This is a genomic window from Clostridium sp. UBA5119, assembly GCF_002414285.1.
Classification (GTDB): Bacteria; Bacillota; Clostridia; order Clostridiales; family Clostridiaceae; genus Clostridium_J; species Clostridium_J sulfidigenes.
The window spans coordinates 18,158-36,512 of record NZ_DHYX01000050.1; the positions used below are offsets into that span (position 1 = coordinate 18,158).

An 18,355-nucleotide genomic window follows, 5' to 3' on the forward strand; every position below is an offset into this window, starting at 1 on the left:
TTGACAATGTCAGTTTTGAAATAAACTCAGGAGAAATATTCNNAAGATGATTACAGGACTTTTAAAAATTGATGAAGGAGATATTTTAATTAGTAATAATGATGTAAAGAAAAATTTTGAAAAAGCTCTTTCTCAAGTAGGGGGGATTATTGAAAATCCAGAAATGTATGGATATCTTACAGGACGCACAAATTTAGAGATATATGGCAGAATGCATGGTAATATTTCTAAAGAACGTGTTAATGAAGTTATAAAATTAGTGAAACTTGAAAATCGTATTAATGATAAAGTAAAAAAATATTCTCTTGGAATGCGTCAAAGACTTGGGGTTGCTCAAGCATTATTACACAATCCTAAGCTTTTAATTTTAGATGAACCTACTAATGGATTAGACCCAATGGGAATTAAAGAGTTACGTGATACCTTAAGACATTTGGCAGAAAAAGAGGGACTAGCAGTTTTAGTGTCAAGTCACTTACTTAGTGAAATGGAGCTTATGTGTGATCGAGTTGGAATAATAGATAATGGAAAAATTATAGATATTAAAACATTAAAAGATATTAAAAAGCAAAATATCGAAAGCTTGATAACCTATGAATTAGAAGTAAGTAATTATAATTTAGCGAGAAAAATTATAGAGAATGATTATAACAAAATATCTGAAGAGATTACTGTAGACTTCAAAGAAAATAAAATAATAATTTCTTGTTCTCGTGATGAAATTGCCAATGTTAATAAAGCTTTAATTATGGAGAATATATTAGTTTACACTATTAAGCCTATTAATAACACTCTTGAAGATGAATTTATGAAGGTAACAACAGGATCTAAAATGCAAATAGTGTAATATAGTAGAAAAGGAGCAGAGTTTAATGAGTAAAGTATGTGGACTAATAAAAAATGAATTGATAAAGCAATATAAAAAAACTAGTGTTAAAGTAATAGTGATTTTAATACTTTTAGCTAGCATAATGTTACCAGTAGCTTTAAAATTTTTAGATAATAGAGAAGGAGCAAAATGGTATATAGATAGTTATAATCAAGACATTCAATGGCAACAAACAGAAATAACTAATATTGATTCAAGTAAGAAAAATAAAGACATTCAGAAGAAAATTTATGAAGAAAACATTAAAAAGTCACAAATTTTAATAGAGAGTAATGTTTCTTGGGATGATTGGAGAAATGAAGTAGCTAGAGAGGCTTCTAATAAATCAAAAGAGGCAATTATTCTATCAGGAATTTCAGAAGGATTAGTAGGTGAAGAATTATTTTTTAATATAGATGAATTTGATATAAATATGTTTAATGAATATTTAGGACTGAGTAAGGATGAACTTCAAAATATAATAGATTCTAAAAATAAAGAAAGTAAGGAATTATATGATTCTGTTATTAAAAATGATTACTTAGTTTACTTAGGGAAGAATATTAATTCTTCTAAGGAAGAAATTAAAAATTTAAAGTCAACTATTAAAATATCAGAAGATGAAGTGAAGAAAAATCCTAATAATAAAAATTATGTTACATCTGTAGAGAATTCTAAAATTCAGCTTGATGCTTTGGAGAAAAGACTTAAGGCAACCGAATATAGATATAATAATAAAATTCCTTATGACAATAAGAATTGGAAAAACAACACTATAAGGGATATTGCCAATAGGATTGATGAAAATGGTGAGAGACTACTTAGTGAAACTGAATTTACACAATACAATAGTGCGGAAATAGCAAAAGGATATACTTATGAGGAGTACAAAAAAGACTATGAGAAGAAAACAAAATCTATAGAACAGGCGATAGCTCTTGATTGGTATAGTCTTGAAAATGATATTCCACAAGTTAAATTTGATAATGATATTAGAAATTCTCTAGATAGAACTTATTTAATGTATGTTAGTGTTGCCATTATACTATGCATAATCATTGGAGGGGGTATAGTTTCTTCAGAGTATTCTACAGGTACAGTTAGATTACTTATGATTAGACCGGTATCTAGATGGAAAATTTTATTTTCTAAATTAATATCAGTATTTATTATAGGATATGGGGTACTGTTAATTACAGTTATATTAAATATTATATCAAGTGGAATTGTAAATGGATTTGGAGGACTTGCTACAAAAGTAATATCCTTCAGCGGAGAAACTATAGTCAAACAAAATTTTGTAATTTCCATTATACCTAAGCTTTTATTCTCAAGCATTAGTTTAATATTTATAATAGCATTAGTATTTGCTATATCAACTATTATAAAGAATACAGCTTTAGCAGTTGGTCTTACTACTGTAGCATACTTAGGTAGCTCAGTTGCTACAATGATTATGGCAAGTTTAGGTATGAGATGGGTAGGGAAAACTATATTACCATATATGAATTTATCAACTTTCATTACAAATTCTGATTATACTGAAATGTTTAAAAGCCAATATAGTATAGTTTTAAATTCAACTATGGGGGCAATTCAATTGAGTGTATTTGCTACAATATTAATTATAGCTTCATTTTTAGTATTCCAAAAGAGAGATGTAATGAATTAATTTATATAATGAAATTCTAAGTAAAAATATTTCTATATTTATTTAAAAAAGTGGGGTTGACAATATTAATCTAGTTCAGTAGAATAATAATTGTAAGGGGAATGGAAAGTTAATTTTATAGAATAATTACAACTTACATTTTAAACTTATTAGATTAAAAATAAAATTTAATATATAGAGTCCGATAGGTGTACTAAGTACTTAATAGGGAATTTGGTGAAAATCCAAAGCTATCCCAGTAACTGTAAGTGAGGACGACTTAGCAAAAGCCACTAATTTATTTTGGGAAGGCGCTAAGAAGTATGATTCACAAGCCAGGAGACCTGCCATAGGATTATGAAATTTGATACTTTCTGAGGAAGAGTTAAAAGATTTATCCAGTGATGGTTTAGGTAAAATATAGTATTTATATTTATAGGTTTAAACTATAAATTAAATTGCAAAAGCTTTCACTTATTTAAATTTAGTATATTCCAAGATAGGTATCAATGATATCTATCTTTTTTTATATTGCTAGGAGAATTTACAAGGATGTGGATTGTAGAATATATAAGCTATTTTACAGTTTTAATAAACTATGAAGCTACAAAGGAGTGGCTTTCTCCTATATAAAATATACAAATAAAGTAACTATATTTTAATTGTTACTTTAGTTATTAACTTAAAGTTTTCAACCCAAAACTTTAGTCAATATAAATGTAAATTTTCTACTTATGTCCCTCTTAGTGGTTTTGATGAAACCAACTAATTTCACACAGGGATGTAACCACTATAATTTGTAGTGGTTACATCCTATAACCCTATAATTGAATAAATATATGATTAAATATAAAAGACATTAAGACTATATCAAAAATTTATGATATAGCCTTAATTTTTTTCTACCAAGAGGTTTATCAAGTTATTTTTATAATATACAGTATGTGTATAAACAATCAAGTTAAAGTATCATATAATTTATAGATATGATATGATAAAGTAAGAAAATACAGATGATTATGTTTATGGAGAGGGATTATATGAAATTAACATTGCTTAAGGATTTGCAGGGAAATGAAATACTTGCTAAGGACATTATTACAGGCTCGGGCAAGACTTTGTTAAAAAAAGGTATTATAATTACTGATCAAGTAAAAAATAGTATTGAACAGCAAGGGATATTTTTTCTGTATGTACAAGACGATGACTTAAAAGATATAAAAGATGATAGTGAACTTATAAATTTAAAAAAAAATATACTTCAAACCATACCTAATATGTTTAGTGACTTAATAAATTATAATAATAAATCTTTAAGTAAATCTCTAACTATGGTTGATGATTTAGTTGAATATATACAGAGTGAAAACTACATAAATCTAAATTTATATGAAGTAAAATTATATGATGATTATACATACATACACTCTGTGGATACTAGTATTATGGCAATTTTTCTAGGAGTAAATATGAATCTTTCAAAATCAAGATTGCGTGATTTAGCTATAGCATCTCTATTTCATGATATAGGAAAAACGAAAATATCTAGTAGAATCATAAATAAACCAGATAAATTAACTGAAGATGAGTTCAAGAAAATTAAGATGCATCCATTATACGGTAGAGATATACTACTTGGTAATCCTATAATAAATGAAGAGATAATAGGTGGAGTAATAGAACATCATGAAAAGTACAATGGTACAGGTTATCCTTATGGATTAAAAGATAATGAAATATCACAATTTGCAAAAATCATTTCTATATGTGATGTGTTTACGGCCATAACATCAGATAGATGCTATAGAAAAAAATTTGACCCTAGAGAAGCTTATGAATTAATTTTAGCAGAGACATATACAAGTTTTGATCCTGAAATAATTAAGTTGTTTAAAGATACATTTGCAGTTTATCCATTAGGATGTCCTGTATATCTATCAAATAATTTANNATTGCCAGATAGACCAGTAGTAAGAATTGTGAAGGATGAATACAATAATAAAATTAGTCCTTATGAGATTGATTTAAAAAATATTATAAATTTAACAATCATAAGTACTATAGTGTAGTATTTGTAAAGTAAATGGTATCTAAGGAGATGATTAGCATGAATAGCAATGTAGGTGAAAGCTATATGAAAAATATTAAGGTTTTAAAAAATTTATATAGAGAAATATGGTGGAGTATGCCTACATGTGTAGATATTCCCTTAGAAGCTAATGGATATATCAGAAAGAAAAAGTATGAGAAAAAGTTTGAGAAATTTATCGATGAATTTATAAAAATTATTGAAATGTTTCCATTGGAAGAAGAGAATAGAGAATTATGGNNAGAAGAATTATTTAAGCTAGGAACCATAGATAAAAAAATGAAGGATCAGTTTTTTGCAACCACTAAAATATTTATAAATCAGTGCAAGGTCTTTGATAAAGAAATGAATTATGAAGATATTGGGCAAGCTATGAGAAATGTGTGGATTGTTAGTCTTCTTCAAAAGATGAAGGATATAGATATTTCATTTACCATGGCTATTTTTGGATATAGTATGTTGTATCCCTATACTGATAATTATTTAGATAATTTAGATATATCAATAGAAGAAAAGAAAGAATTTAATAACAGGTTTTATAAAAGACTATGTGGTGAAGAGATAGATGGGAGAAATTCTCATGAAAAGCAAGTGTTTAAGTTAGTTGAATATATAGAATCTGTTTTTAATAGAAATGATTATCCGAAGGTTTTTCAAGGACTATTACTAATTCATGAAGGACAAGTAAAAAGCCTTATTCAGCAAGAAGGAATAAGTAACCCCTATGAAAGAGATATGCTAGATATATCTATTGAAAAGGGAGGAACATCTGTTATTGTGGATGGTTATCTTATAAATGGAAACTTAAACAAAGACGAGGAGATTTTTACCTATGGGTATGGATTTCTGCTTCAATTATGCGATGATTTGCAAGATGTAAAGATAGATTATGCAAATAAACACATGACTATAATGTCTCAACTAGCAGGAAAATACCATCTGGATAATATTGTTAATAAGCTTATTAATCTAACTATCCATGTATTAGATGATGCAACTTGTTTTAAAGGGGAAAACATTGAAAATTTGAAAAAATTAATAAAAGATAATTGTATTTTAATGATAATTCTTGCTGTTGTTATGAACAAAAATTATTTTTCAAAGGAATATGTAAAAGAAATTTCTAAATACTTACCTTTTACCATATCATATATTGAAAATATTAAGGGGCATTTAAGAAGAAAGTTTGAAAATATTAAAAAATCTTATCATGGTATTTCATTAGAAGAAATAGTTTACTTCTTAATGCAATAAAAGATTATATTTAATTTAATTCACAAAATCTATATAATTTTTTAGTTGATATAACTTTTAAAAAATGGTATGATTAGTACAATGTACAGGCTATAATATAATAATTTATATATTAAGGGAGTAGTTAGCAGGAAGTATTAAATGACTTCGTGGGATTAGGTCAACATCTTGGATATTTAATATTCTGGTTTAATCTTAAAATACGAGACTTATATTCTTATATCAGAATATGAGTCTCTTTTATTTTGTTAAAATACATAGGAGGAATAAAAATGATATACGCTTTATATGGAATTTTTGCTGCATTTGTAATTGGTTTTTCGATTAAGTTGTCTTATTATGTAGATGAGCTTGATAAAAAAACAAATTTATCAGGAGCTTTTATTGGAGGTGTTATGTTAGCAGCAGTAACTTCACTTCCAGAGTTATTTACAAGTATTTCATCTACTATATTTTTGAATGATGTACAATTAGTTTCCGGTAATATTCTTGGTAGTAATGTGTTTAACTTAACTATTTTAGGAGTGTTAGTTTTAGTAGGAGTTAAGAGATTCCAAAGCTCTGTAGTAACATCAAGCCATAGGAATACATTGAAGCTTTTAATAGTGATATATGGAATAGTATTCATAGCTAATTATATTGGAAGAGATTTTTCGTTTTTTAGTGTAAGCATATTTTCAATAGTAATTATGATATTATATATTTTTGGTGTTAAGACTATGTCAGGGGATGAATCTTCTGAAGATAGTGGAGAAAGTACTTGTAATCTTACAGTAAAGCAGATATATGTGAGATTTACACTTTTAAGTATAGGATTAATTGTGTTTAGTATAGGTATTACTATAGTAACAGATATGATTGCAAAGGAGTTAAATTTAGGGGTTACCTTGGCGGGAGCGTTGTTCCTTGGAGTTGCAACTTCTCTTCCAGAATTAACATCTTCTATATCTTTAGCTAAAAAGGGTAATTTTAATGCTATGATTGGAAACATTGTAGGAAGTAATTTATTTAATTTTTGCATATTGTTTTTAGCTGATATACTATATATAAAAGGATCTATTTATCAACCATCAAACCAAGGATACTTATTAATAATATTTGGATTTATATGTACTGTGGTTGCTTATGGTATGTTAAAGATAAAAAAAGAACAAGCCAAGGAGATACATAAGGTATCAAGTTCGTTACCTTATGTATTAGCGAGTATGGCAATAGTGGCTAGTTATGTAACGTATTTAACAATGTCAATATAAAATAATAGGTTTTAGAAGCTCTGCTTTTAAAACCTATTATTTTATTACTGAAATTTTAAAAAAAGCCACTTTATTAGTTGTGTTAGAATGGATTGTTAACATTTTATCATCTATACTTGTAATTACAATGGTTATTGTATAAAATGTTAATATTGGTAATTAAACTCAAGTGCAAATGTGGATAACTATATTTAGTAAAAAATATAGTATCAAGTTAAACTTTAAGGGATGGTGATTTTGATGTTAGTTATAAATAATGTCACGAAGAAATATGGAAAATTTGTTGCTAATGATAATATAAGTTTTCAAGTGGGCGATGGGGAGATAGCAGTACTTTTAGGGCCTAATGGTGCTGGAAAATCTACTATTATTAAATGTATATGCGGACTATTAAGATTTCAAGGAAATATATCCATAGAAGGTTTTGATAATAAATCCATAGAAGCTAAAAGAATAATTGGATATATACCAGAAGTACCTGTACTATATGATATGTTAACAGTGGAAGAGCATTTAGAATTTATTGCAAGAGGTTATAATCTTACTGACTGGAGAGAATATGCTGAAAAACTGTTAAGGATATTTGAACTAGATGACAAAAAACAAAAGTTTGGTAAAGAACTTTCTAAAGGAATGCAGCAGAAGGTAAGTATTTGTTGTGCATTACTTCCAAAACCTAAGGTTATAATTTTTGATGAACCTTTAGTAGGTCTTGATCCCCATGGAATTAAAGCATTAAAAGAATTAATAATGGAATTAAAAAATCAAGGTGCAGCAATGATAATAAGTACTCATATGATTGATAGTGTGAAAGAGTTCTGGGATGTAGCACATATCATGATGAATGGAAAAATTGCGGCTACGAGGGTAAAAGAAGATGCTGAAAAATCTAATGAAGGATTAGAAGAATTATTCTTTCATATCACTGAAGGAAAGGGTGATCAGTAGTGAAAGGAATAATTTATCTATGGAGAACAACCTTAAAAAATCGAATAAAGGATTTAAAGAATCATCCTGGTAAATTAATAGGATATATAATTTTGATAGCTTTAATGGTTTTTGTTTTTATAACCTCAGCTAAAACTTCTAATAATATTGATGTAAATAGCTTAAGTCCAATGGCGGAGCTAGGAGCAATAATATATGCACTATTTATGTTTTTATTTACAACTCAAATCATCCAAGGATTATCATCAGGAGCTACATTTTTTAAAATGTCTGATGTAAACTTACTCTTTGTTTCTCCTATATCATCTAAAAAGGTACTTATATATGGACTTATAAGACAGTTAGGTACATCTTTATTTATATCCATCTTTATACTCTTTCAAGCTGGTGTACTTAAACAGAGGTATGGAGTAAATCCTATAGGTGTAATAGTAATATTCCTAGGATATTTTATGTTAGTTTTCATAAGTAGTATCATATCTATGGCTATTTATTCAATTACTAGCGGAGATGAAGGTAAAAAGAAAGCAGTAAAAATTTTAATTTATCTTCTAGTATTACCTTTAATAATTTCTATTCTATTTAATATAAAAGAAGGTGGAAGAGGTATAGGAGCTATAGTTAATGGGATAAATGTAAGTTATCTAGAATTTATTCCTTTTGTAGGGTGGATAAAAGGAGTAATTTATGGTGTTTTGATAGGCGAAACTTCTAATGCGTTAATGTACATTATAGCAACACTTATAGGCATAGTATTAACTATAGTTATTCTTATGAAAAGTAAAAATGAATATTATGAAGACGTACTTCAAGCTACAGAAACTATGCATAAACGCATGGAAGATGTAAAAGAAGGTAGAATAGTAGAAGTTAAAGATACTAAGAAGATAAAATTAAAAAATGTTGGAATAAATAAAGGAAGAGGAGCTTCTGTATTCTTTTTTAAGCATATGTTAGAAAACAGGAGAGCAGGAAAATTCTTTTTAGACAATACTACTTTAATTCAAATAGTAGTTGTGGTCATATTTACATTAACAATGAAGGACATAGGAAGTATAATAGCTACCTTTGCTATGGCCACATATATTCAATTATTTATGACTTTTGCAGGGCGTTGGGTTAGAGAACTAAAAATGCATTACGTATATTTAATTCCTGAAAGTCCACTTAAAAAATTGATGTATATAGTTTCTGAAAACTTAATAAAGTGTTTAATAGATGGAATTATACTATTTGTTATTGCAGGAATCATATTAGGCTCTTCACCTATAGAAATATTAGTATGCATAATAGCAAGATTGGGATTTGGAATGTTATTTATAGCAGGAGATGTATTGTCTCAAAAAATGTTCAAACAGGTTACAGGGAAAGGCTTATTAATGTTTTTAACAATACTTGCATTGATAATAATTGCACTACCAGGAATTATAGGTTCTGTAATTATAGCAATTATCTTTGATATAGGAACAATTTCAATAATAATTACATTTGTATGGAATGTGTTCATATCTTTTATAATTATATGGCTATGTAAGAATATATTAAATAACATAGAGCAGAATTTAGTATAACTAAATTAAGAATAACTAGGATTATAAATTACTATTTATATATACATTGTATAAATAAAAGAGACTAACTAAATTATAACCAAAATATAAAATCTTAATGTATGCATAAATTTATTTCATGTATAATACGTTGATTTTATAAAATATATATGATAGCATGTAAATGGAGTTGCTACATAAAATATATTATTAGTAGTAAATAAATTCTCTCTTTCTATACTGAAGGAGAGTTTATTTTGTTTCTTAGGAGGTAAAGATATGAAAAAAAATATGAAGTCAATAATAATTTCTTTAATAGTTATAATTATTGCAATTGGTGGATTTTTTATCTACAAAAATTTTAATGCAAAGCAAAGAGTTGAAGGAGATAAAACTATAGAAGTTACAGTTATAAGTAAAAAGGATAATTATGAAAAAACTTATACACATCCAACTAATGCAGAAACTCTAGGAAAAGCACTAGATGAAATGAAGATAATAGTAGCTGATACATCTCAAGCTACTAGATTTATAACTGGAGTAGATGGACTAAATGCAGATGCTAACAAGCAAGAGTGGTGGAATCTAAAAATAAATGGAGAAAATTCTCAAACTGGTATAGATGATACTACTATAAAAGATGGTGATAAGATAGAACTTATACTTACAATAGGTTGGTAATATGTATAAAACTAAAGATTTGATAATATTGGCATTACTTGGAGCGCTAATGCTTGTGTTACAAGTTATGATGAGTGGAATACCTAATATAGAACCAGTATCCTTTTTACTGGTAATATATACTTTAGTATTAGGTAGAAGAGCATTGGTAGTTGTAGTGGTATTTAACTTTTTACTAGGTCTTGTCAGTGGAATGGGAACTTGGTGGTTTGGATACTGGATTGTTTGGCCTATGTTAGTACTAGTAGTGCTGTTATTTAGAAAAATAATTAAAGAAAATTTTTTAGGTTGGAGTATAATATCCGGTGTGTTTGGAATGTTATTTGGAGCACTGTATTCAATACCATATATATTTACAGTATCTAAAACATTTGCTTTAACTTATTGGATAAATGGAATACCATATGATTTAATTCATATGGTAGGTAATTATTTTATTATGTTAATGCTTGGAAAAAGGGTATATAATTTATTGAAGAATTTAGTAGCAAAATATAATTTAGATACTAAATTTTGAAGATAGATAGGTTTAAAAACATAAAAAGAACTTTGAAATTTCAAAGTTCTTTTTTATTTTTTTTTTAGGATTAGATTGGGGAATTAAGCTAATAAATAAAGTAATTAAAATGTATTTATGTTATATTTATCATATAGTGTCATTGCCTAAACATATAATTTATATAAAATATAAACTAAAAGGTTAAGGAATAAATTGTAAAAGTTAAGAGGTGGGAATATGAAGTTACTAGAAACAGAAAGATTGATTTTGAGAAGTTGGAAAATAACGGATTTGGATGATTTTTATGAGTATTCTAAAAATCCTAATGTTGGTCCTATGGCAGGATGGAAACCCCATAAGAATAAAGAAATATCTAAAGGGATACTTCAGTCATTTATAAAGAATGATGAGGTATGGGCAATTGTATATAAGAAAAATAATAGGGTAATTGGTTCCATTGGTAATCATAGAGATGTGAAAAGAAATTTATTAAAGGCAAGAATGATAGGATATGTACTTTCAGAAGAATATTGGGGAAAAGGGATTATGACTGAAGCAGTAAATAGGGTAATAAAATATTTGTTCGAAGAAATAAAATGTGAAGTAGTATCTTGTTATCATTATCACGGAAATCATAAATCTAAAAGGGTTATAGAAAAGTGTGGATTTAAATATGATGGAACATTAAGAATGGCTAGCGAAACTTATGATGGAAGAATATATGATGATCTATGCTATTCTATAACTAAAATGGAGTATTGTGATGAATATAAAAATAAATATTTATAGGTAAAGTATAATAATCATAGATTGAATAGATTGAATAGATTTAAAATATAGACTCCATGAATAATTAGTTCGTAGAGTCTATTAATTTTAGTTAACTATTTTTAACTTTAGGTTTATTTACTATATATATTCCAACACATACAAATACAAGTGCCAACAGATTCCTCCAATGCCAAATAGATTCTTTTAAAAATACAGCAGAAAGAAAAACACCAAACACAGGTGTTAAAAAATTGTATATAGAGATTTTACCAACATTATTATGTTTTAATAATATAGTCCATATTGTAAAAGCCACTGAAGAAAGAAGGGAGAGATATAAAAGCAATATCATAGCTTCAGTAGAAGGTATAGAGGTTCGTGCACCTCCAAGTGCGCCTACAATTATAAGTAAAGCCCCTCCAAAGAGTAGTTGCCATCCTGTTACTATCATGCTATCTTCTCTTTTAGCAACTTCTTTACTTATAAGAGATCCAATTGCAAAGGAAGCAGCAGCAAGAATAATAAATCCTTCACCAGTAAAGGTAAAACCACTTCCAACTTTACCACCTAAGTTAATTATAACTACTCCCATAAATCCAACAATACATCCTAAAACCTTTTGGAAATTTAATTTATCATCTGAATATATAAAATGAGCAAGAATTACAGCCATAAAGGTTGCAGTACTGTTTAATATGGACCCCTTAACACCGGTAGTATGAGAAAGTCCTATGTAGAAAAATAAATATTCTAAAGTAGTTTGAATAAACCCAAGTAGTGCAATATGACTTAAGGCCTCCTTTTTAGGAATAGGAAATTTCTTTTGGATTATCCAAGTTAATAAAATTACTAGAAGACCTGCTAAAGCAAATCGATAGCCTGCAAATATAAGCTTACTAAAAATATCATTTTCGCCTATAGAAAATAAAGAGTAGCCAATCTTTATAGATGGATAGGCACTTCCCCAAAGTAAGGTACATAGTAAAGATAATAATAAAATTACACCACTTTTTTGAAAAACATCCTTTTTACTCATAATTTAAATAATCCCCTCTGTACATTTAAAACTTAAATAATTACAAATTAACTTATGTCTATTGTGAATATAGTTTTAAATATCTAATTATCTCAATTAGAATTTTACTATTATATGCAACCAATGTAAATGAACTTTATTATTTGTTGTTTTTAACAATGAAATTCATATTATCTAAAATATAGAAAACAAATTTTAATATAAAAGTTCAATACAAATATATAAGGGAAATACAGAAAAATGGAGAACGGAGAATTTTAAGTAATTTAATCAAGTGTATTTAAGTTTCAAGAAGTTGAAAATGATTATCAATTAAGATATTATGAAGTAGAGATAAGCATTATCAATTAAAATTATATTTCAATTAATAATGTAGTTTTATTGTTACATCAAGTATATATAAGTGTTTGAAAATATCACATAATTTAATACATAAAGATATTTAGGATACATAATAAAGTTTTGGAGGAAATATGAAAAAGAAATATTTAATTCCTTTATTCATAATACTGTGTATGTCTTCAATATTTATAGGAGTTCAGAATATAAGTATTACAGATATAATGCAATGGAACCACGGTAAGATGAATATAATAATTTTAACTAGATTGCCGCGGCTTATTAGTATAGTGGTAGCTGGAGTAGGCATGAGCGTTGGTGGAGTTATAATGCAGCAAATTAGTAATAATAAATTTGTTTCTCCAAGTACAGCAGCTACCGTAGACTCTGCAAAGTTTGGGGTACTAGTTTCTATGCTACTATTTTCATCAGCAACTTTGATGCAAAAGATGATAACAGCATTTATATTTGCCCTTTTGGGAACCTTTGTATTTATGAAAATACTTAAAACCATAAAAATGAAGAATGTTGTATTCATACCTCTAGTGGGAATAATGGTAGGAAATGTTATAGGGTCTATGACAGATTTCTTTGCTTATAAAAACAATTTAGTTCAAAGTATGGGAACTTTTCTCCAAGGAGATTTTTCCATGATTATAAAGGGAAATTATGAGCTACTCTATTTGACTATACCATTATTAATATTAGCACTTTTGTATGCTAATAAATTTACTATTATAGGAATGGGGGAGAATATCTCATCAAATTTAGGGATTAACTATAATAAAGTTGCTAATATTGGAGTTATAATTGTTGCATTGATTTCAGCTTTAGTAGTAATAACTGTTGGGAATATACCTTTTATAGGATTAATAGTTCCTAATATAGTATCTATATTTAAAGGGGACAATCTTAGTAAGAATATTTGGGATACAGCTTTGTTTGGAGCAATATTTGTACTAGCATGTGACATTATAGGTAGACTTGTAATTCATCCCTATGAAGTACCTATAAGTCTTACTGTAGGAGTTACAGGAAGTATTATATTCCTTTACCTGATATTTAGGAGGAATAGAAATGAAGGATAATATAGATAAAAAGAAGTTATATATACTTGGAATAGTTGCATTATTTTTTATTAGCTTATTTTTGTTTCAAGGATTAAATAGTAGAAACTGGGATTATAACCTATCAAAGAGAATACCTAAGGTTATAGCTATAGCAATTACTGGAGGGTCAATAGCCTTTTCTTCTATGATATTTCAGACAGTAACAAATAATAGAATCCTAACGCCAAGCATACTTGGACTTGATTCCTTATATATGTTTGTACAAACCATATCTATGTTTTTATTCGGAGCATCAAGTATATTTATGATAAACAGAAATGTGAATTTTATGATTTCAGTTACCATAATGTTAGTTGGAACTTTAGTTCTTTATAAAATATTATTTAAGAAAGACGGAAATAGTAATATATTCTTTTTGCTATTGGTGGGAACAGTATTGGGAACCTTGTTTAAAAGTATGACATCTTTTATGCAAGTAATAATTGATCCAAATGAATTTGAAACATTGCAAAGTAAAATGTTTGCTAGCTTTGCTAATGTTAATACAGATATATTGTTAATATCAGTAATAGCCTTACTAATCATTTTTGTATTATTTTATGACGATGTAAAAAAATTAGATGTTATGCTTTTGGGAAGAGATCAAGCTATAAACTTAGGAATAGATTTTGATAGATTTTCTAAAAAAATATTGATAGTTGTAGCAGTATTAGTATCCATATCTACAGCTTTAGTTGGACAAATAACTTTTCTTGGATTATTGGTAGTTAATCTATCTTATCAGTTTCTTAATACATATAAACATAGTTATCAAATAACGGGAAGTATATTGATAAGTATAATTGCTTTAATAGCTGGACAGTTCATAGTGGAAAGAATATTAAACTTTGGAAGTACAGTAAGTATAATAATTAATTTTATTGGTGGAATTTACTTTATATATCTTTTAATGAAGGAGGGAAAATAAATGATAGAAGTTAGAGATATAGTTAAAAAGTATGGAGATAATCCGGTAGTAGACAATGTATCTTTAAACATTGAAAAAGGTAAAATTACTTCTTTTATAGGACCAAATGGAGCAGGAAAGAGTACTTTGTTATCAATGATATCTCGTATTATGAAGAAAGATGAAGGCGAAGTTATTATAGATGGTAGAGAGTTAGAAAAATGGGACACTAAAGAACTAGTTAAAAAGATAGCTATACTTAAGCAGTCTAACAATATAAATGTAAGATTAACTATAAAGGAAATAGTTAACTTTGGACGTTACCCTCACTGCGAAGGTAGACTGACAAAGGAAGACACAAAGTATGTAGATGAAGCCATAGAATATATGCAACTTAAGGATATTGAAGATAGATATTTAGATGAGCTTAGCGGTGGACAAAGACAAAGAGCATATATTGCTATGGTAATAGCTCAAAATACAGAGTATGTACTATTAGATGAACCGTTAAATAACTTAGATATGAAGCATTCAGTACAGATGATGAAAGTATTAAGAGGACTAGTGGATGATCTTGGAAAAACTGTAGTAATAGTTATGCACGACATAAACTTTACATCAGTTTACTCAGATAAAATAGTTATTCTTAAAGATGGAAAGATAGTTAAAGATGATATAACTGATGCCATAATATCAAAGGATGTTTTAGAAGACGTATATGAAATAGATTTTCACATAAAAAATATAAACGGAAATAATATCTGCGTATATTTCTAAGTGAGACCCAAAATCTATGATTTGGTTGGTCGAACTTAAGTGACTATTTAAATCTATGATTTAATTATGAGAACTTACTCATTTGAGTGTAACGAAAATGAGTAAGTTCAAATAGTAAGGTAACAAGGAGTATCCTTACGAGTAAAGCGAGAAAAAGAAATCTATGATTTCCATAACAATAAAGTATAATTTCTTTTTAAAATTAAAATTAAAGAAATTTATTATAAATAAATATTAAGATATAAGGGAAATATTAATTGGATATAAATGAAAGGAATAGGTGAAACAAATGAATAAGAAAAAAATTAATATAATAGTAGGAGTTGCAATAGTTGCTTTAATTAGTGTGTTTGCAGCTACAAAACTTGGTAGCAAAGATAATGAAGGGGAAAAAGGTGAAACTATAAAAATAATTCATACTGCTGGAGAAACTGAGGTACCTAAGAATCCAGAAAAAGTAGTAGTATTAGACTACGCTTCTTTAGATATTATGGATTCATTAGATATAAAAGGATTAGTAGGATTACCAAAGAAAAATCTGCCAACTTATCTTTCAGAATATAAGGAAGAAAAATATGCAGATTTAGGTGGATTAAAAGAATTTAGTCTAGAAGTAATCAACGAAATCAAACCGAATTTAATAATAATCGAAGGTAGACAAGCTGATTATTATGATGAACTTTCTGCTATAGCTCCAACAATACAATTAGGAACAGATACTACAAAGTATTTGGAGTCATTAGAGTCAAATGTAAACATAATAGGACAAATATTTGGTAAAGAAGATGCAGCAACATCTAAATTAAAAGAACTTAATAAAAGGGTTGAAAATGTAGGCCAAAAAGTAAAAGAGCAAGGTTTTAATGCTTTAGCTACTATAATAACAGATGGTTCTATGAGTGTATACGGAGCCGGTTCAAGATTTTCAATTATATTTGAAAAGTTCGGCTTTGTTCCAACAGATGAGAACATAGAAGTATCAAAGCATGGACAAAATATAACTTATGAGTACTTGTTAGCTAAAAACCCAAACTATCTTTTTATAGTTGATAAGTCAGCAGGAACAAGTGGATCAGAAGATTATTCAGCAGCTAAAGAAGTAATAGAGAATGAGTTAGTTAAAACTACAGACACATATAAAAATGGAAATATAGTTTATCTAAATGCTCAAGCTTGGTATGTGGGTGGAGCTGGGCTTCAAGCAGCAGATTTAATGATAACTGATATGGAAGTTATAACAAAATAGTAGTTAGTAAAATAAAAATAGCTATTTGACATTTTAAAAGTCAAATAGCTATTTAGTTGTTATAATACTTTTATCATATTAAAGTTAGTTATATAATATAAAAACTGTAATTTAAGAGTAGAATAAATTCATAAACTACATATTTATATAGAGAGGAGGTGTTTCTATGGAAAGTAGAAATAGTAGTAATTATAAGGGGATTGATATAAGTAGTTGGCAAGGAAATGTAAATTTTAAAAAAGTAAAAGACAGTGGGGTAGAAATAGTTTATATTAAAGCAACGGAAGGTATAAGCTATGTTAATAATTATTTTTCTTCATCCTATAAAAATGCTAAAGAGCAGGGTTTGAAGGTTGGATTTTATCACTTCTTTCTAGGAGGAATAGATCCTAAAGCTCAAGCTAGACATTTTGTAAATACCATTGGGAATAGAGAATTTGATTGTAGACTAGCTATAGATATAGAACAGACTAATGGTTTAAATAAGACATCTTTAACAAGTGCAGCAATAACATTTTTAGAAGAGGTTAAGAAACTAACTAGTAAAGGTATAGTAGTTTATACCTATACTAATTTTGCAAGAACTAGTTTAGATAGTAGGTTAGGAATATATCCTTTATGGATTGCTGAATATGGGGTAAGCAGACCTGCTAGTAATCCAATATGGAATCAATGGATTGGGTTTCAATTTTCAAGTACTGGACAAGTCTCTGGTGTAAGTGGAAATTGCGACCTAAATGAGTTCAATGAGGGAATATTATTAAATGGACAAAGTGTACCAGAAAGTCCAAGTACAGATGGAAATAGTAAAAATGATAAATACTATATAGTACAATCAGGGGATACTTTAAGTGGAATAGCAGAAAAATATAATACAACCTATCAAATATTGGCATCTATTAATGGTATATCGAATCCTAATTTAATATATCCAGGACAAAAAATAATATTGCCAACAGGTAGTTCTTCAACAGGAGGTAATACCGGTAATTCATCCTATTATATTGTAAAATCAGGAGATACTTTGAGCGGTATAGCGCAAGAATATGGAACTACAACTAAAGTTCTAGCTAGTATTAATAATATATCAAATCCTGATTTAATATATCCAGGACAAAAAATAGTATTACCATCAGGTAGTTCTTCATCTAAAGGTAATACTAGTAGTTCATCCTATTATACTGTAAAGTCGGGGGATACTTTAAGTGAAATAGCACAGCGATTTGGTACTACTACGTTAACTCTTGTTAAGCTTAATAATATATCAAATCCAAATTTAATATATCCAGGACAAGTGATAAAAATAAAGTAAAACAACCTCAATGAGAAAAAGAGACTGTTGCAGAGTGATTTTTAATCTATTCTGCACAGTCTCTT

General features: G+C 27.8%; 15 protein-coding genes and 1 riboswitch. Of the genes, 14 read left to right on the forward strand and 1 reads right to left on the reverse strand.

Translation table 11 applies throughout. The features are described from left to right. Nucleotides 1-46: 46 nt before the first annotated feature. The 9 genes from B2671_RS07340 to B2671_RS07380 all read left to right on the forward strand — a co-directional run bounded on the left by B2671_RS07340 (nt 47) and on the right by B2671_RS07380 (nt 11,582). On the forward strand, nt 47-847 hold the full coding sequence (locus B2671_RS07340) for an ABC transporter ATP-binding protein (protein WP_346869816.1): 801 nt from the start codon (nt 47-49) through the stop codon (nt 845-847). 25 nt (nt 848-872) lie between these two features. Beyond that, complete coding sequence (locus tag B2671_RS07345; protein ID WP_346869817.1) at nt 873-2,540, forward strand: ABC transporter permease; 1,668 nt, start codon at nt 873-875, stop codon at nt 2,538-2,540. Nucleotides 2,541-2,708: 168 nt separating this feature from the next. Beyond that, nucleotides 2,709-2,885: riboswitch (cobalamin riboswitch) on the forward strand. 965 nt (nt 2,886-3,850) lie between these two features. After that, entirely contained in the window at nt 3,851-4,588 is a 738-nt protein-coding gene (locus B2671_RS07350; RefSeq protein ID WP_422653225.1) for an HD-GYP domain-containing protein, read from the forward strand. A gap of 1,546 nt (nt 4,589-6,134) precedes the next feature. Further along, a complete protein-coding gene (locus tag B2671_RS07355) occupies nt 6,135-7,115 on the forward strand; it encodes a cation transporter (RefSeq protein ID WP_346869819.1) in 981 nt (326 codons plus the stop codon). Nucleotides 7,116-7,355: 240 nt separating this feature from the next. Then, on the forward strand, nt 7,356-8,063 hold the full coding sequence (locus B2671_RS07360) for an ABC transporter ATP-binding protein (protein ID WP_346869881.1): 708 nt from the start codon (nt 7,356-7,358) through the stop codon (nt 8,061-8,063). Continuing rightward, nucleotides 8,063-9,634, forward strand: coding sequence for a putative ABC exporter domain-containing protein (locus B2671_RS07365; RefSeq protein ID WP_346869820.1), 1,572 nt, complete (start codon nt 8,063-8,065; stop codon nt 9,632-9,634). The genes B2671_RS07360 and B2671_RS07365 overlap by 1 nt, the downstream gene beginning before the upstream one ends. A 258-nt stretch (nt 9,635-9,892) precedes the next feature. Continuing rightward, the gene (locus tag B2671_RS07370; protein ID WP_346869821.1) at nt 9,893-10,294 is read left to right on the forward strand and encodes a DUF4430 domain-containing protein; all 402 of its coding nucleotides are present in this window, start codon (nt 9,893-9,895) and stop codon (nt 10,292-10,294) included. A 1-nt stretch (nt 10,295) separates the two neighbouring features. Then, nucleotides 10,296-10,811, forward strand: coding sequence for a hypothetical protein (locus tag B2671_RS07375; RefSeq protein ID WP_346869822.1), 516 nt, complete (start codon nt 10,296-10,298; stop codon nt 10,809-10,811). A 219-nt stretch (nt 10,812-11,030) separates the two neighbouring features. Then, a complete protein-coding gene (locus B2671_RS07380) occupies nt 11,031-11,582 on the forward strand; it encodes a GNAT family protein (RefSeq protein ID WP_346869823.1) in 552 nt (183 codons plus the stop codon). 91 nt (nt 11,583-11,673) lie between these two features. Here the strand turns inward: B2671_RS07380 and B2671_RS07385 are convergent, their stop codons facing one another. Then, a complete protein-coding gene (locus tag B2671_RS07385; RefSeq protein WP_346869824.1) occupies nt 11,674-12,600 on the reverse strand; it encodes a DMT family transporter in 927 nt (308 codons plus the stop codon). Between the two features lie 473 nt (nt 12,601-13,073). On the opposite strand from B2671_RS07385, the gene B2671_RS07390 reads away from it, so the two are divergent. From B2671_RS07390 to B2671_RS07410, 5 genes are all read left to right on the forward strand, one after another. Continuing rightward, nucleotides 13,074-14,027, forward strand: a complete 954-nt coding sequence (locus B2671_RS07390; RefSeq protein WP_346869825.1) for an ABC transporter permease — start codon at nt 13,074-13,076, stop codon at nt 14,025-14,027. Beyond that, the gene (locus B2671_RS07395; protein ID WP_346869826.1) at nt 14,017-14,976 is read left to right on the forward strand and encodes an iron chelate uptake ABC transporter family permease subunit; all 960 of its coding nucleotides are present in this window, start codon (nt 14,017-14,019) and stop codon (nt 14,974-14,976) included. The genes B2671_RS07390 and B2671_RS07395 overlap by 11 nt, the downstream gene beginning before the upstream one ends. Continuing rightward, a complete protein-coding gene (locus B2671_RS07400) occupies nt 14,977-15,732 on the forward strand; it encodes an ABC transporter ATP-binding protein (RefSeq protein ID WP_346869827.1) in 756 nt (251 codons plus the stop codon). A gap of 289 nt (nt 15,733-16,021) precedes the next feature. Beyond that, nucleotides 16,022-16,978, forward strand: coding sequence for a siderophore ABC transporter substrate-binding protein (locus B2671_RS07405; RefSeq protein WP_346869828.1), 957 nt, complete (start codon nt 16,022-16,024; stop codon nt 16,976-16,978). 166 nt (nt 16,979-17,144) lie between these two features. Then, nucleotides 17,145-18,290, forward strand: a complete 1,146-nt coding sequence (locus tag B2671_RS07410) for a LysM peptidoglycan-binding domain-containing protein (RefSeq protein WP_346869829.1) — start codon at nt 17,145-17,147, stop codon at nt 18,288-18,290. The last annotated feature ends 65 nt before the right edge of the window (nt 18,291-18,355 follow it).

Excerpts from the sequence above, each read along its gene's own strand:
- B2671_RS07340 (WP_346869816.1), top strand. The coding sequence starts at position 47 with ATGATTACAGGACTTTTAAAAATTGATGAAGGAGATATTTTAATTAGT.
- B2671_RS07345 (WP_346869817.1), top strand. The coding sequence starts at position 873 with ATGAGTAAAGTATGTGGACTAATAAAAAATGAATTGATAAAGCAATAT.
- B2671_RS07355 (WP_346869819.1), top strand. The coding sequence starts at position 6,135 with ATGATATACGCTTTATATGGAATTTTTGCTGCATTTGTAATTGGTTTT.
- B2671_RS07360 (WP_346869881.1), top strand. The coding sequence starts at position 7,356 with ATGTTAGTTATAAATAATGTCACGAAGAAATATGGAAAATTTGTTGCT.
- B2671_RS07370 (WP_346869821.1), top strand. The coding sequence starts at position 9,893 with ATGAAAAAAAATATGAAGTCAATAATAATTTCTTTAATAGTTATAATT.
- B2671_RS07375 (WP_346869822.1), top strand. The coding sequence starts at position 10,296 with ATGTATAAAACTAAAGATTTGATAATATTGGCATTACTTGGAGCGCTA.
- B2671_RS07380 (WP_346869823.1), top strand. The coding sequence starts at position 11,031 with ATGAAGTTACTAGAAACAGAAAGATTGATTTTGAGAAGTTGGAAAATA.
- B2671_RS07385 (WP_346869824.1), bottom strand. The coding sequence starts at position 12,600 with ATGAGTAAAAAGGATGTTTTTCAAAAAAGTGGTGTAATTTTATTATTA.
- B2671_RS07390 (WP_346869825.1), top strand. The coding sequence starts at position 13,074 with ATGAAAAAGAAATATTTAATTCCTTTATTCATAATACTGTGTATGTCT.
- B2671_RS07395 (WP_346869826.1), top strand. The coding sequence starts at position 14,017 with ATGAAGGATAATATAGATAAAAAGAAGTTATATATACTTGGAATAGTT.
- B2671_RS07400 (WP_346869827.1), top strand. The coding sequence starts at position 14,977 with ATGATAGAAGTTAGAGATATAGTTAAAAAGTATGGAGATAATCCGGTA.
- B2671_RS07405 (WP_346869828.1), top strand. The coding sequence starts at position 16,022 with ATGAATAAGAAAAAAATTAATATAATAGTAGGAGTTGCAATAGTTGCT.
- B2671_RS07410 (WP_346869829.1), top strand. The coding sequence starts at position 17,145 with ATGGAAAGTAGAAATAGTAGTAATTATAAGGGGATTGATATAAGTAGT.